The following is a 14,773-nucleotide window of genomic DNA, read 5'->3' on the forward strand; positions in this document are numbered from 1 at the left end:
GATGGTCGCGACCCGCGTCGCCCGGCTTCGCCGCGCTCGCGATCGCTTCGGATGGATGGTCGCGACCCGCGTCGCCCGGCTTCGCCGCGCTCGCGATCGCTTCGGATGGATGGTCGCGACCCGCTTCGCCCGGCTTCGCCGCGCTCGCGATCGCTTCGATGGGGCTGAGTTCGGTAGCCGCGATCTGCGCGCTCGCCCGCAGGAACGCGTCGTTCTCGGCGGCCAGTCCGGTGGTGGCACGCAGGTAGCCGGGGATGCCGACGTCGCGGATCAGCACGCCGTCATCCAGGTAGCGCTGCCACGCGGTGGGCGCATCGGCGAATTCGCCGAACAGCACGAAGTTGGCGTCGCTCGGGATGACCCGAAAACCCATGCCGGACAACGCAGCCGACACGCGTTCGCGTTCGGCGATCAGGACGGCGACGCTGCCCAGCGTGTCGTCGGCGTGGCGCAGCGCGGCCCTCGCGGCGGCCTGGGTGACCGACGACAGGTGATACGGCAGGCGTACCAGCAGCATCGCGTCGATCACAGCCGGCGTGGCGATCAGGTAGCCCAGCCGCCCGCCGGCGAACGCGAACGCCTTGCTCATGGTGCGGGTGACGATGAGCCGGGCCGGGTATTCGGCGATCAGCGTCACCGCGCTGGGCTGCGAGGAGAACTCGCCATAGGCCTCGTCGACGATCACGATGCCGGGCACCACATCCAGCAGCCTGCGCAGGTCCGGCAGCGAAATACTCTGCCCCGAAGGATTGTTCGGGCTGGCGATGAACACCACGTCGGGCCGGCGGTCAACCACCGCGGCGACGGCGCGCTCGATGTCGAGGCTGAAGTCGTCGGCGCGCGGAGTCTCGATCCACTCGGTGCGGGTGCCGTCGGAGATGATCGGGTGCATCGAGTACGACGGGACGAAACCTATCGCGGTGCGTCCCGGTCCGCCGAACGCCTGCAGCAGCTGCTGCAGGATTTCGTTGGAACCGTTGGCCGCCCAGAGGTTTTCGGCGCCGAGCGGCGTGCCGGTCTGCGCGGTCAGGTAGGCGGCCAGGTCGGCCCGCAACGCCACCGCGTCGCGATCCGGGTAGCGGTGCAGGTCCACCGCCGCCTCCCGCACCGAGGCAACGACGTCGTCGACGAGCGCTTGTGTGGGCGGGTGCGGATTCTCGTTGGTGTTCAGCCGCACCGGCACCGCCAATTGCGGTGCGCCGTACGGTGACTTGCCGCGCAGGTCGTCGCGCAGGGGCAGGTCGTTGAGCGTGGGCCCGCCGGCGCTCATCGTTCGAACCTCCGCCGGACCGCCTCGCCGTGCGACGGCAGGTCCTCGGCCTTGGCCAGCGTGATCACGTGTCCGGAGACGTCTTTGAGGGCCGCCTCGGTGTAGTCGACGACGTGGATGCCACGCAGGAAGGTCTGCACCGACAGCCCACTGGAGTGCCGGGCGCTGCCGACGGTCGGCAACACGTGGTTGGACCCCGCGCAGTAGTCGCCGAGGCTGACCGGCGCGTACGGGCCGACGAAAATGGCGCCGGCCGCACGGATCCGGCCGGCGACCTGCGGCGCGTCGGCGGTCTGGATCTCCAGATGCTCCGCGGCGTACGCGTTGACGACGGTGATGCCGGCGTCCAGGTCGTCCACCAGGATGATCGCCGACTGGCGTCCGCTCAGCGCGGCGGCGACCCGTTCACGGTGCACCGTGGTCTGCAACTGGGCGGCCAGCTCCTTGTCGGTGGCGTCGGCCAGGTCCTGATCGGCGGTCACCAGCACGCTGGAGGCCATCTCGTCGTGCTCGGCCTGACTGATCAGGTCGGCGGCCACATGCGCAGGATCCGCGGTGTGGTCGGCCAGGATGGCGATCTCGGTGGGCCCCGCTTCGGCGTCGATGCCGACCTGCGACCGGCACAGCCGCTTGGCCGCGGTGACGTAGATGTTGCCGGGCCCGGTGACCATGTCGACCGGACGCAGTTCCGCTCCGTCGGTGTCGGTCCCGCCGTACGCCAACAGTGCGACGGCCTGCGCGCCGCCGACAGCCCACACCTCGTCGACGCCCAGGAGCCGGGCCGCGGCCAGGATGGTGGGGTGTGGCAGGCCGTCAAACTGGGCCTGCGGCGGGCTGGCGACCACCAGCGACGCCACCCCGGCGGCCTGGGCCGGCACGACGTTCATCACCACGCTGGACGGGTACACCGCGTTGCCGCCCGGGACATAGAGGCCCACCCGCTCGACGGGGACCCAGCGCTCGGTAACGGTCGCGCCGGGCGCCAGCGTGGTCGTCACGTCGGTGCGGCGCTGGTCGGCGTGCACGGCGCGGGTCCGCTCGATCATCACCTGCAGCGCGTCGACGATATCGGCGTCCAGTCCGGCCAGCGCGGCGACCAGCGCCGCATCGGGCACCCGGACGGCCTGCGGCCGCACGCCGTCGAACTGCGCCCCGAACTCCAGCGCCGCCTCGGCCCCCCGCTCAGCGACGGCCTGCACGATGGGCCGGACCTTCGGCAGCACGCTCTCCACGTCGTCGCCACCGCGCGGCAGGGCGGCCCGCAGCCGGGCCGCCGTCAACTGCGCGCCCCGCAGGTCGATGCGGGCCATCAAGGGTGTCGCGGTCACGTTCGCCATTGTCCCAGAGCAGCTCAACTGGATATTCGGCCGGTACAGTGCCCGATAACGCGAAGGGAGCCGCCATGTCCGCGAAGGATCACCCGAACAACGCCCCGGGCATCCCGATGGTGTATCCGCCCTGGTTCGAGAACATCCAGGTCAAATACATCAACCCGGCGCTCAAGCCGATCGCGCGCTACCTGCCCGGAACCGCCACCATCGAGCACCGTGGCCGCAAGTCCGGCAAGCCGTACAAGACCATCGTGACCACCTACCGTAAGGGCAATGTGCTCGCCATCGCGCTGGGGCATGGCAAGACCGACTGGGTCAAGAACGTGCAGGCCGCGGGCGAGGCCGACGTGCACTACACCCGCCGCGACGTGCACATCACCAATCCCCGGATCCTGCCCGCCGGGTCTTCGGACGGCTCCGACCTGCCGTGGCTCGTGCGCCTGCAGCTGCGACGGATGGCGGTCTTTCTCGCCGATATCGCCTGACGGCGCGCGTTCGGGCTCTGACGGCGCCGTCGGGCCAGCCCGCATTACCGCGGTCGCTTCTCGCACTCTGGCGCACCGGACGCAGGGTCAACGCGGTGAGCCGGGGCACGGCAGGCCAGCGTGAGTTGAGTCTGCGCTGAGTGTGGTGCCTTCTCGCACTCTTGCGCACTGGACGCAGAGTCAGCGTCCAAGAGCTCGAGCGCAGAACGTCCGCGGGCTGAGCAGAGCCCCCAGGAAGAGCCGATAGGCTCGGCGCCCGGCGACAGACACACGTTGAGGACGACGCAATGAGATGGTGCAGGGGCAGACCGGCGACGGCGGGAACGCTGTTCGGCGGGACCGCGGCAGCCCTGGCCGTCATCCTCAGCGGTTGCACGGTGACGGTGGATGGTACGGCGAGACAGGCCTCCGCAGACCGCGACCGCGCGGCCGTGGCGCTGATGGACACGGGCACCTACCCGACGACGGTGGGACCGCTACCGGGCTATGCGGGAACGGACCGGGCGGACCAGGCCCGCGCGGAAATCGAGCGGATGGCCTCCTCCGTGATCGGCCCATGGCAGGTCGACACCGCGCTGATCAACCAGGATTTTCTGGCCAGCGCCAAGATGTCAGAACCATTCAACGTGGCGGCGGGTTTGAGTTATCCGTTTGGGGGAGGACCGGATTGGCCGCAACCGATCACCAACTCCGCCGGGGCCCACGGATTCATCGCAGGGATGATCACTGGGCGGACCGGTGGGGGTAGTACGTCGCGGCTGCATAATGCGGTGCTGCGGTTCCCGGACCCGAACTCCGCGGCGGCCGCGGCCGCCGAGATGGCTGCGGTCATCCCCGTCGGCAATATCGAAGCGGTGTCGGTGACGCCTGAACCGAGCAGTACCTCGATCCCGCTGGGTTCACCGTGGCAACCCGCAGCCTGTGCGGACTACGCCTCGACGTCGGTGCACCCCGACTTCGCCGCGTCGGCCGACTTCGGCGACCGGGTGGTCCTGCGCGCCTTCACTGCCCACGGTCCATACGTGCTGTACCAATTGGTAATCGGCCGACGCGTCGAAGCGTGCGGAACTGTCCTGCAGACACTGAGCTCCCAGGTAGGCGCCATCGACCGGTTCGTCCCCACCGATCCCGCGAAACTTCCGGACCTGCCCCTGGATCCGTCCGGCTACCTGTGGGCACGCACCCTGTGGGAACCGGCCCCGACCCGACTGCCGTGGATCGCCGGCGTCTGGCCGCCGGACGCCTGGCTGCACTTCACCGACGACGACCCGATCAAGACGGCGGCACTGCTCAACAGCACGGGTGTGGATTGGGTGTCACAGCGGCTGACCACTGTGTACCAGGCCCGCGACGCCACCGGCGCGGCCCGTCTTGTCGACCAATTCACCTCCGACACCGCGGCGTCGCCCGACGTCGAGCGCACCGGGGCCGGCGTGCCCGGCTTTCCCGCCGCCAGATGTTTCACCCGCACGAACTGGCGGCAGATGACGCAAGCGCTGATCGTCGCGAACCAGCACGTGTGGTGGCACTTCAAATGCATCGCCCAGGCCGGCCGTTACGCGTTCACCGCCTTCGCCGCAGACGAACCAGACGCCAAACGACAGATCTCGGCGCAGTACCGGATCCTGGCGGGCGAATAGCGGCGCGCCTACGCCCTGGTGAAGACGGTCTTGCCGACCATCGCGGGCCAGCCGGAGACAGCGTCGTCCCAAGCCACGACGCGGTCGACGGCGGGCGACAGGTCCAAGCCGCCAGCCAGGACGTCGAGCACCTGCGGGATGACCGCGCGCGCATTCACCCGACCGGTCACGAACCGCACGCCGCGGGTGTACATGGACAGCAGCGGCATCTCGGTTCTCGGCTCGAAGAAGATCCCGGTGTCGGTGCACACGCCGTCGGGCCAGGTCGCGCGCAACGTCGCGGCCAGCAGGGCCGGGTCGCCGGCGGTGTGGACGGTGACGGGGTACGGGTTCCAGCGCTTGTCGGGCTTGCTGACGTCGTGAACCACCGCCCCGAGCTTCTCGGCGGCCGCCAAACGCTGGGTGTCGGTGTCGACGTAGTCGACGTGGGCTCCCAGGGCCGCCGCGAAGGCGGTCGCGTACAACCCGATCGACAACCGGCCGACCACCAGGACGCGCCGGTCGACCTCGTCCAGCTCGGCCAGCTCGCCGGCAAACGGCGCGACCGCGCGCCAGCCGTCGGGAATGTTGTCGGATAGCGATGCCACGGCCGCGGGGTCCACGCCGTCGGGAACCGGGATCAGCATCGCGTCGGCGTACGGCACGAGCACCAGATCCGACATGAAGCCGCCGCCGTCCAGACCGGAGATCGGAGCCATGCCGTAGGTCGCCATCAGGGGCAATGAGCTGCACGAACCCGTGAGCCCGCGGCGGCATTCGCGACACGTTCCGCAGCTGATCTGAAACGGCACCACGACGCGGTCCCCCACCCGGACGCCGCTCACCTCGTCGCCCACCGCGACGACCTCGGCCAGGCCCTCGTGGCCCACCGCGTGCCCTGACGGCATCGGCAGCCGACCCTCGCACACCGCGACGTCCAGGTCGCAGCAGGCCACCGCCAGCGGCCGAACCAGCGCCTGCCCAGGCCCGGTGATCTGCGGATCCGCAACCTCGTGCCAGTCGTACCGCCCGGGCTCCTCGAATGTCAGCTGCCTCATGTGAGCATTCTTGAGTGATCAATCAAGTATTGTCAAGACCATGCCGAGACCCGATCGCAGCCGCGCCGCCCTCATCGAGACGGCTGCCACCTTGTTCCGCCGCCAGGGCTACGCGGCGACCGGACTGAGCCAGATCCTCGAAGCAGCCGGCGCCAAGCCCGGCTCGCTGTACCACCACTTCCCGCAGGGCAAGCAGCAGCTGGCCGCCGCGGTCGTCGACACCGCCGGCACGGGCATAGAGCAACTGCTGCGCAGGCTCCTGGCCAGCGGCCGCCCGGTCGCCGACATCATCGATCGCTGGATCGACGTGCTGGCCGCCGGCTTGGCCGGTGACCAGCGCGATGGCTGTCCCATCGAACCGATCGCCACCGAGGCGGTGCACGCCAGTCAGGACGTCCGCGCGGCCGCGGCGCGCGTCTTCAGCGGTTGGTGCACGGCAATTGAGGAACGGCTGCGGGCCGACGGCTGGGCCACCGCCGACGCGGAAAACGTTGCCCTGGCGGTGATCTCGTTGATCGAAGGGGCGCTGATCCTGTCCCGAACAGCCGGTGACAGCGCGGCGCTGGAAGCCGCCAAGGTCGCGGCCCGCGCGCTGCTCGACGCCACGGGCCGCAGCCGCTAGCCCACGCCCCTCGCCGAGAGTGAACCCACTGCGACTTCCGGCCGCTCTTTTAGCAGTGGCTTCACGCTCGGCGAGAGGGCGAGAGGCGAAAGGGCTCTACGCGAAAGGGCTACTGGCGCTACATATCCAGGCCGATATCGAGCACGCGCACCGAGTGCGTGAGCGCGCCCACCGCGAGGTAGTCAACGCCGGTCGCGGCATAGGTCGCCGCGGTTTCCAGGCTGAGCCCGCCCGACGACTCGAGGAGCACCTCCGGCGCGCGAGAATCCCTGCGCTGCACGGCGATCTGCGTCTGCCATACCGGAAAGTTGTCCAGCAGGATCAGCTCGGGCTTTTCGACCAGCACCTCGTCGAGCTGCTCCAGCGAGTCGACTTCCACCTCGCACGGCAGGTCGGGGGCGGCCGCCCGGACCGCCCGCAACGCGTCGACGACCGACCCCGCGGCGGCCACATGGTTGTCCTTGATCAACGCGGCGTCGCCCAGACCCAGCCGGTGGTTGACGCCGCCGCCCACCCGCACCGCGTATTTCTGCAGGGCCCGCAGCCCCGGCAGGGTCTTGCGGGTGTCGCGGATCCTGGCCTTGGTGCCATCCACCGCGTCGACCCAGGCCGCCGTCACGGTGGCGATCCCGGACAGATGGCAGATCAGGTTCAGCATGGTCCGCTCGGCAGTCAACAGGCCGCGGGCGTCGGCCTGGACCGTCAGCAGCGGCTCGCCCGGCTGTAACCGGGCGCCGTCGTCGACCCGGCCGAGCACCTCGTAGCCGCCAGTCCCGATCACCTCGTCGAGGACCAGCAGCGCGACGTCCACCCCGGCGATCACCCCGGGATCCCGCGGCACCATCGACGCGGTGACCACCGCCCCGACGGGCACCGTCGCCAGGGTCGTGATGTCGGGGCCGTAGCGCAGGTCCTCTTTGAGTCCGCGTCGAATCGTTTCCGCAGCGGCCGACAGTTCGCAGTCGGACGGCTTCATCAGCCCACCGCCGCCAGAGCCTCCGCGCTGACCGCGTTCCGGTCCTCGGCCAGTCGGACGACGATGCTGCGCGCCTGTTCGGGTGCGGCGCAGTCGTATTCGGCGCGGTGGTGGCAGCCGCGGCTTTCGTTGCGGGCCAGGGCCGCCGCGGCGATCACGCGTGCGGCCAGCGTCAACGCCACGTCCTCGAAGTCGCGCCGGCTGGCCACGTCGCGCTGCGGCGCCGCCGCCAGTCTGCCGGAAAGCCGTTGCAAACCAACGGCATTGCGCACTACCGAGGCGTCCCTGCTCATCATCCGCTGCAGGTCGGCCCGTTCCAGCGCGGTGCGGTCGACGGGCTCGGGCGGGGTCGCGTGCGAACCGCCGGCCGCCGCAGCGTGGGCCGCGGCCGCCGTGCCGGCGCGGCCACCGACCACCAAGCCTTCCAGCAGGCTGTTGGACGCCAACCGGTTGGCGCCGTGCATCCCGGTGCGGGCCACCTCGCCCGCGGCGAACAGCCCCGGCAGCCCGGTCTGGCCGTAGACGTCGGTGACCACGCCGCCACAGCTGTAGTGCGCGCCGGGAACGACCGGAATGGGCTGCCGGACGGGGTCGATGCCGGCCGCCCGGCACGCGGCGGTGACGGTCGGGAACCGTGCCTCGAAGCCGTCGATGGCGCGCGCGTCGAGGTAGGCGCAGGGGTCGCCGGTGGCCCGCAGGCGCGCGTCGATGGCCGCCGCGACCACGTCGCGCGGCGCCAGGTCAGCCATCGGGTGGACGCCGGCCATGATCGAATCGCCTTGGCGGTCAATCAGTATCGCACCCTCGCCGCGGATGGCCTCGGTGACCAGTGGCCGCCGGCCACCCGTTCCGCCTCCGTACAGCATCGTCGGGTGGAACTGGATGAACTCGAGATCGCTCACCGCGACGCCGGCCCACAGCGCCAACGCGACGCCGTCGCCGGTGGACCCGTCGGGGTTGGTGGTCGCGCGGTACAGGTGTCCGAGCCCGCCGCTGGCCAGGATCACCGACGGGGCGCTGATGATGCCGACGCCGTCGGCGTTGAGCACCTGCACACCGGTGACCGCGTTGTCGTCGTGCAGCACTCGCAAGCCGACGTGGCCGCTGCGGATGTCCAGCCGGCCGGCCGCGTGGTCGAGCGCGCGCTGGACCTCGGCACCGGTGGCGTCCCCGCCGGCGTGCACGATCCGCCGGCGCGAGTGCCCACCCTCTCGGGTCAGCGCCCACTGCCCGGGCACTGACTCGTCGAATCGCGCTCCGTCACAGACCAATTCGGTGACGGCCCGATAGCCGTCGGCGACTATCGAGTAGACCGCGTCGGGATCGCACATGCCCGCGCCTGCCGCCAGGGTGTCGGCCACGTGGGCGTCGACGGAGTCGTCATTGCCGGGCAGGACAACCGCGATGCCGCCCTGGGCGTAGCGGGTCGCCGTCACGCCGTTCGCTTTGCTCAGGACGACGACGCGGCGACCGGCGCGGTGGGCAGCCAGCGCGGCGGCGAGACCGGCCACCCCGGTGCCGATGACGACGACGTCGGCGCGGTCCCGCCAGGCGAGGTCGCCCATCATTCGCCGCCCCCCGGCTGCCCGATTTCGATCATGCGCTGCACGCTGCGCCGGCCGGCCGCGGCCATCGCCGGGTCGACGTGGACTTCATCCGCGCCGTCGACCAGGCAGCGCAGCAGGGCCGCCGGGGTGATCATCTTCATGTACCGGCACGAGGCGCGGTCGTTGACAGCGCGGAAGTCGACTTGCGGTGCGGCCCGGCGCAGTTGGTGCAGCATGCCGACCTCGGTGGCGACCAGGACCTTGCGGGCGTGGGTCGCATGCGCCGCGTCGAGCATGCCGCCGGTGGACAGAATCTTGACCCGGTCCGACGGGAACGCGCCCTCGCCTGCCAGGTACAGAGCCGAAGTGGCGCAGCCACATTCGGGGTGCACGAACAGTTCTGCGTCGGGGTTGGCGCGGGCCTGCTCGGCGAGCTCGTCGCCGTTGATGCCGGCGTGCACGTGGCATTCGCCGGCCCACACGTGCATGTTCGTCCGGCCGGTCACCCGGCGGACGTGGGCGCCGAGGAACTGGTCGGGGCAGAACAGCACCTCGCGGTCGGGGTCGATGGACGCGACGACGTCGACGGCGTTGGACGACGTGCAGCAGATGTCCGTCAAGGCTTTGACCGCCGCCGTGGTGTTGACGTAGGAGACGACGACCGCGTCGGGGTGCTCGTCCTTCCACGCGCGCAGCTCGTCGGGGGTGATCGAGTCGGCCAGCGAGCAGCCTGCGCGCTGGTCCGGGATGAGCACGGTCTTGTCGGGGCTGAGGATTTTGGCGGTCTCGGCCATGAAGTGCACCCCGCAGAACACGATGGTGTCCTCGGGCGCCTCGGCGGCGATCCGCGACAGGGCCAGCGAGTCCCCGACGTGGTCGGCGACGTCCTGGATCGCGGGCAGCTGGTAGTTGTGGGCGAGCACCGTCGCATTGCGGGCCCGCGCCAGGCGTCGGATCTCGGCGGCCCATTGCTCGTCACCGTCGACCCCGGCGTAGCCGGTCGGCGAGTTTGTAATGCCGGCCGCAAGTACGTCCGCGAGCGTGTCCGTGCCGTTCAGGACCGTCATTGGCCCGCTCCTTTCGCACCAGGAGGTTTTCGACTTACAATCGAAAACATGCCCAATGGTAGCACCTCGCACGAAGTGCTTGCGGTCGTGTTCCAGGTTCGCCCGGTTACGGCAGCCCCTCCGGGGGAGAAACCGCAGTTGAACGTGCTGTTATGGCAGCGCGCCCGCGATCCGCAGCGGGGCGCCTGGTCGCTGCCCGGCGGGCGGCTGCGCAACGACGAGGACATGACCACTTCGGTCCGCCGCCAACTCGCCGAGAAGGTTGACCTGCGAGAGCTCGCCCACCTCGAACAGCTCGCCGTGTTCTCCGACCCATCCCGGGTGCCGGGCACGCGGATGATCGCGTCGACGTTCTTAGGGCTGGTGCCCTCCCCCGCAACCCCCGAACTACCGCCCGACACCCGCTGGCATCCCGTCAGCGCGCTGCCGCCGATGGCGTTCGACCACGGGACGATGGTGGCGCACGCCCGCACCCGGCTGGTCGCCAAGATGTCCTACACCAACATCGGATTCGCCCTGGCGCCCAGAGAATTCGCGCTCTCCGCGCTGCGCGACATCTATGGCGCGGCGCTCGGCTATCAGGTCGACGCGACCAACCTGCAGCGGGTGTTGGCCCGCCGCGGGGTGATCACCCAGACCGGGACCATCGCCCAGTCCGGCCGCAGCGGCGGCCGTCCCGCGGCGCTCTACCGATTCACCGACTCTCAACTGCGGGTCACCGACGAATTCGCCGCCCTGAGGCCGCCCGGCTGATAACCGCGTTTCTGGGTTAACCGGGCCGACGCCTCGACTCGCCCAGCGTCGACTCAAGGCACGAAAACCCGCGTCAACCGTGCATTAACCCGACACTAAAGCGAACCGGGGCGGCACCGATCTATCCCCTTGTGACGGGCGACACGCGATTTGCGCACGGGGCCTGGCATCAGTCACGGTAGATTGGTAAGAAATCGTTAAGAAATGCGCGCCGGCGGGGTGCCGGCGCTTAATCGTGAGTGGCGAAGCCGCGTCGCCGTGGCGGTTTGGTCGCTGGCCGTTCATCCGCGAGAATGCCGAATGGCCAAGAAGGGAGTCTCAATGGTTGAGCTCGGCAATCTGGCAGGTGCGACCGGCGCAGAGTGGATCGGCCGCCCCCCACACGAAGAGTTGCAGCGCAAAGTACGGCCGCTCCTCCCCTGCGACGACCCGTTCTACCAGCCACCGCCGGGCTACCAGCACGCCGCGCCGGGCACCGTGCTGCGCTCGCGTGACGTCGAACTGGCCTTCCTGGGTCTGATCCCGCAGCGCATCACCGCCACGCAGCTGCTGTACCGCACGATGGACCTCAACGGCCAGCCGGAGGCATCGGCTACCACGGTCCTCACACCGGCCGAGCGCGCTCCCGGCAAGGTCATGCCCCTGCTGTCCTATCAGTGCGCGATCGACGCGGTGTCCTCGCGCTGCTTTCCCTCGTACGCGCTGCGGCGGCGGGCGAAGGCCCTGGGTTCGATCAGCCAGCTGGAGCTGTTCCTGATGACCGCCGCCGTCGCCGAGGGCTGGGCGGTCTCGGTACCCGACCATGAGGGTCTGCACGGGATGTGGGGCGTGCCGTTCGAGCCGGGCTACCGGGTCCTCGACGGTATCCGCGCGGCGCTGAACTCGGAGCGCACGGGGCTGACCCCGGAGGCGCCGATCGGGCTGTGGGGTTACTCGGGCGGTGGGCTGGCCAGCGCGTGGGCCGCAGAAGTATGCGGCGAGTACGCGCCCGAACTGGACATCGTCGGCGCGGTGCTGGGTTCGCCGGTCGGCGACCTGGGCAACACCTTCCGTCGGCTCAACGGCGGTCTGCTGGCCGGATTGCCGGCGTTGGTGGTTGCCGCACTGCAGCACGCCTACCCGGACCTGGACCGGGTCATCAAGGAGCACACCAACGAAGAGGGCCGCACCCTGCTCGAGTCGCTGGAGAAGATGACGACGGCGGCCGCGGTCGTCAGGATGGCCGGCAAGAACATGGGCGACTACCTCGACGAGCCGCTGGAGGCCACCCTGTCGCGACCGGAGATTGCGCAGGTCTTCGAACGCATCAGGCTCGGCCACGCGGTGCCGACGCCGCCGGTCTTGATCGTGCAGGCCGTGCACGACTACGTCATCGACGTGAACGACATCGACACCCTGGCCGAGGCCTATTCGGCCGGCGGCGCGGACGTCACCTACCACCGCGACGCGTTCAACGAGCACATGTTCCTGCACCCGCTGTCCGCCCCGATGACGCTGCGCTGGCTCACCGACCGGTTCGCCCGCCGGCCACTGACCGACCACCTCATCCGGACCACGTGGCCCACGGCGTTCAACCCGATGACCTACGCCGGCATGGTGCGGCTGGCCAAGATTGCGGCCAAGGTCATCACCGGTAGGAAGGTCGAGCGCCAGCCGCTATGACGCGGCGCCCGCCTGCGGCGGCGCCGGCGCGGCGTATGCCACCGGCTGAGCGGCCACAGGACGCAGGCCGCCCAGGTCGTCTCGCGCACTCGCAGCCGCGAACACGGCGTAGACCAGGCAGGCGGTGCTGGCGGGCCACAGCAGCGTCGCCGCGACCTGCAGCGGCTTCTGGGCGTAGAACACCGGTGGCGCCTCGATGACGTACGCAATCCGGTGCTCCGGGCTAATCGAGACGGCGTCGAAGTTCAGTTCCCCGTAGCGCATCCGGACCAGCACCGCGCCCACGGTCGCCGCGAGGGCGGCCGCGGCCACCAGGCCGACGAAAAGCGCGACGACGATCCCCGGCCCGCGCTGCTGCCGCCACTGCCACAGCAGCACCGGGGCCACGACCGCGATCACGCAGAGCAGGCCGATCAACAGGGTCGGCGTGACGAAGAAGTGCTGGGATTCGGTCCCCAGGTAGTCGTGCACGCGGTCCCCCGCGCGCGTGAGCGCCACCACCGCGTGGATCGGCGGGACGATCCACGCCCATAGCGCGCCTACCAACGCCCCGGCGAGCGCGAGGCCCCCCACGACGATCGTGGCCGCACGCAATCGCGACGTGCGGGGAGCGACGGCGGGCGCCGCAGGACCCCAGGGTGCCGCGGGATTCGAGGGCGCCGCGGAAGTCCAGGGCGCCGTGGGCTGCTGCCCGGAATGGTCGGTCACCGCCGCGCCTCCGCGTCCGCCGAGTCCACCTCACCGTGCCGCGAGCAGCGCGCGTGCCAGCCGTCGGGACGCACCTGCACGACCATGCGGCGTCCGCACTGCGCGCAGAACCGGGGCGGCTCGAGGCCCAGCCGGGCGGCCGTCGGGCTGGCGCTGCCGGCCAATTCGCCCGTGTAGACGTTGTAGACGCCGGCGCTGACCGGAGCGCCCAGCTCGCGAACCATGATTTCCACTGTCGCTTACAGGCTGGCGTTGAGCGCCTTGATCGGCATCTGCAGGTCGTCGAGCAACTCGAGATCGGCCTCAGCCGGGCGGCCGAGGGTGGTCAGGTAGTTGCCGACGATCACGGCGTTGATGCCCCCCAGGATGCCCTGCTTGGCGCCGAGGTCACCCAGGGTGATCTCGCGGCCACCGGCGAAGCGCAGCATGGTGCGCGGCAACGCGAGCCGGAAGGCGGCCACCGCTTTGAGGGCTTCGCTGGCCGGCATCACCTCGAGGTCGCCGAACGGGGTTCCGGGCCGCGGATTGAGGAAGTTCAGCGGCACCTCGTCGGGGTCCAGTTCGGCGAGCTCCGCGGCGAACTCCGCGCGCTGCTCCAGCGTCTCGCCCATGCCGAGGATGCCGCCGCAGCACACCTCCATGCCCGCCTCGCGCACCATCGACAGGGTCTGCCAGCGCTCTTCCCAGGTGTGGGTGGTGACAACGTTGGTGAAGAACGAGCGCGCCGTCTCGAGGTTGTGGTTGTAGCGGTGCACGCCCATCTCCGCGAGCCGGTCCACCTGGTCGGCGCTGAGCATGCCCAGCGAACACGCGATCTGGATGTCGACCTCGTCGCGGATGGCTTCGATGCCGGCGGCGACCTGGGCCAGCAGCCGCTCGTCGGGGCCGCGCACCGCCGCCACGATGCAGAACTCCGTGGCACCGGATTTGGCGGTCTGCTTGGCCGCCTCGACGAGGCTCGGGATGTCCAGCCAGGCGCTGCGCACCGGCGACTTGAAGAGCCCCGACTGCGAGCAGAAATGGCAGTCCTCCGGGCAGCCCCCGGTTTTCAGGCTGATGATGCCTTCAACCTCGACCTCGGGACCGCAGTGCCGCATCCGCACGTCGTGGGCCAGTGCCAGCAAGTCCTCGAGCCGGTCGTCGGGCAAGCGCAGTATTTCGAGGACCTGGTCCTTGCTCAGACCCTCGCCGCGTTCCAGCACCTGTCGGCGGGCCACCGCCAGAATGTCTGAATCTTGCATGCCATCCGGGCCGGCGTCGGTTATCGGTCGCGTCGGCGCTTGCGTCACCAGGTTCTCCCCTGCTTCGTTGTCTGTGGCCGAGCATCGGCATCGGCGCACGGCCGGCCCCACGATCGTCGGCAGCCTGAACTAAACGGTGTTCAAAGTAGGGTAACGGTGCGCGCGTACGCAGACGGAATGTGGGCCGATCGGACGGGAGAATCGTGCAGGCCACTGGGTATACGACCATGGTGACTGAGCCGCACGTCCAATACCTCGCGCACCACATGCTGCTGCTCGCGCTGCCGGCGTTTCTGCCCGCAGTAGTCGTCGTCGGCGTCATCCTGTACGTCGCCCTCAAAGACCGGCGCGGCGGCGGAACTGACGACAAATCGGCCGACAAATCGCACGATTGACGCCCACCCGAGCGGGGCATACCCAGCAATGCTTACCTC

The 14,773-nt window shown here is 70.0% G+C and carries 14 protein-coding genes and 1 pseudogene; 6 read left to right on the plus strand and 9 right to left on the minus strand.

What is annotated here, in order from left to right:
- Positions 1-157: 157 nt before the first annotated feature.
- Both AC5Y5V_RS20145 and hisD read right to left on the minus strand, forming a co-directional pair.
- A pseudogene (locus AC5Y5V_RS20145) lies at positions 158-1,270 on the minus strand (histidinol-phosphate transaminase); the annotation flags it as partial.
- Positions 1,267-2,583: a histidinol dehydrogenase gene (gene hisD / locus AC5Y5V_RS20150; protein ID WP_499939184.1), complete on the minus strand. Its 1,317-nt coding sequence runs from the start codon at positions 2,581-2,583 to the stop codon at positions 1,267-1,269. The gene hisD and the pseudogene AC5Y5V_RS20145, both read right to left, overlap by 4 nt.
- Positions 2,584-2,672: 89 nt before the next feature.
- Between hisD and AC5Y5V_RS20155 the strand changes: the two genes are divergently transcribed.
- Complete coding sequence (locus tag AC5Y5V_RS20155) at positions 2,673-3,086, plus strand: nitroreductase family deazaflavin-dependent oxidoreductase (RefSeq protein ID WP_499938975.1); 414 nt, start codon at positions 2,673-2,675, stop codon at positions 3,084-3,086.
- Positions 3,087-3,373: 287 nt separating this feature from the next.
- On the plus strand, positions 3,374-4,726 hold the full coding sequence (locus tag AC5Y5V_RS20160; protein WP_499938978.1) for a DUF7373 family lipoprotein: 1,353 nt from the start codon (positions 3,374-3,376) through the stop codon (positions 4,724-4,726).
- An 8-nt stretch (positions 4,727-4,734) separates the two neighbouring features.
- Here AC5Y5V_RS20160 and AC5Y5V_RS20165 read toward each other — a convergent pair whose 3' ends face one another.
- Entirely contained in the window at positions 4,735-5,763 is a 1,029-nt protein-coding gene (locus AC5Y5V_RS20165; RefSeq protein WP_499938981.1) for an alcohol dehydrogenase catalytic domain-containing protein, read from the minus strand.
- A gap of 40 nt (positions 5,764-5,803) precedes the next feature.
- Here AC5Y5V_RS20165 and AC5Y5V_RS20170 point away from each other — a divergent pair, with 40 nt between their 5' ends.
- Complete coding sequence (locus tag AC5Y5V_RS20170; protein WP_499938985.1) at positions 5,804-6,385, plus strand: TetR/AcrR family transcriptional regulator; 582 nt, start codon at positions 5,804-5,806, stop codon at positions 6,383-6,385.
- A 118-nt stretch (positions 6,386-6,503) separates the two neighbouring features.
- Here AC5Y5V_RS20170 and nadC read toward each other — a convergent pair whose 3' ends face one another.
- The 3 genes from nadC to nadA are packed head-to-tail and all read right to left on the minus strand — an operon-like array spanning position 6,504 to position 9,975.
- The gene (gene nadC, locus AC5Y5V_RS20175; protein WP_499938987.1) at positions 6,504-7,361 is read right to left on the minus strand and encodes a carboxylating nicotinate-nucleotide diphosphorylase; all 858 of its coding nucleotides are present in this window, start codon (positions 7,359-7,361) and stop codon (positions 6,504-6,506) included.
- The gene (locus tag AC5Y5V_RS20180; protein WP_499939186.1) at positions 7,361-8,926 is read right to left on the minus strand and encodes an L-aspartate oxidase; all 1,566 of its coding nucleotides are present in this window, start codon (positions 8,924-8,926) and stop codon (positions 7,361-7,363) included. Before AC5Y5V_RS20180 ends, nadC begins: the two co-directional genes overlap by 1 nt.
- A complete protein-coding gene (gene nadA, locus AC5Y5V_RS20185) occupies positions 8,926-9,975 on the minus strand; it encodes a quinolinate synthase NadA (protein ID WP_499938990.1) in 1,050 nt (349 codons plus the stop codon). The genes AC5Y5V_RS20180 and nadA overlap by 1 nt, the downstream gene beginning before the upstream one ends.
- Positions 9,976-10,023: 48 nt before the next feature.
- On the opposite strand from nadA, the gene AC5Y5V_RS20190 reads away from it, so the two are divergent.
- Both AC5Y5V_RS20190 and AC5Y5V_RS20195 read left to right on the plus strand, forming a co-directional pair.
- Positions 10,024-10,728, plus strand: coding sequence for an NUDIX hydrolase (locus AC5Y5V_RS20190; protein WP_499938994.1), 705 nt, complete (start codon positions 10,024-10,026; stop codon positions 10,726-10,728).
- Positions 10,729-11,049: 321 nt separating this feature from the next.
- The gene (locus tag AC5Y5V_RS20195) at positions 11,050-12,390 is read left to right on the plus strand and encodes a lipase family protein (protein ID WP_499938997.1); all 1,341 of its coding nucleotides are present in this window, start codon (positions 11,050-11,052) and stop codon (positions 12,388-12,390) included.
- On the opposite strand, the gene AC5Y5V_RS20200 is transcribed toward AC5Y5V_RS20195, so the two are convergent.
- The 3 genes from AC5Y5V_RS20200 to bioB form a co-directional block, all read right to left on the minus strand.
- Positions 12,385-12,984: a DUF2567 domain-containing protein gene (locus AC5Y5V_RS20200; protein WP_499939188.1), complete on the minus strand. Its 600-nt coding sequence runs from the start codon at positions 12,982-12,984 to the stop codon at positions 12,385-12,387. The genes AC5Y5V_RS20195 and AC5Y5V_RS20200 overlap by 6 nt on opposite strands.
- A 110-nt stretch (positions 12,985-13,094) precedes the next feature.
- Complete coding sequence (bsaP, locus tag AC5Y5V_RS20205; protein ID WP_499938999.1) at positions 13,095-13,322, minus strand: biotin synthase auxiliary protein BsaP; 228 nt, start codon at positions 13,320-13,322, stop codon at positions 13,095-13,097.
- Positions 13,323-13,337: 15 nt separating this feature from the next.
- Positions 13,338-14,387, minus strand: a complete 1,050-nt coding sequence (gene bioB / locus AC5Y5V_RS20210; RefSeq protein WP_499939001.1) for a biotin synthase BioB — start codon at positions 14,385-14,387, stop codon at positions 13,338-13,340.
- A 179-nt stretch (positions 14,388-14,566) separates the two neighbouring features.
- Between bioB and AC5Y5V_RS20215 the strand changes: the two genes are divergently transcribed.
- The gene (locus AC5Y5V_RS20215; RefSeq protein ID WP_499939003.1) at positions 14,567-14,734 is read left to right on the plus strand and encodes a hypothetical protein; all 168 of its coding nucleotides are present in this window, start codon (positions 14,567-14,569) and stop codon (positions 14,732-14,734) included.
- The last annotated feature ends 39 nt before the right edge of the window (positions 14,735-14,773 follow it).

The sequence above is a fragment of the Mycobacterium sp. NGS68 genome, from assembly GCF_059812195.1.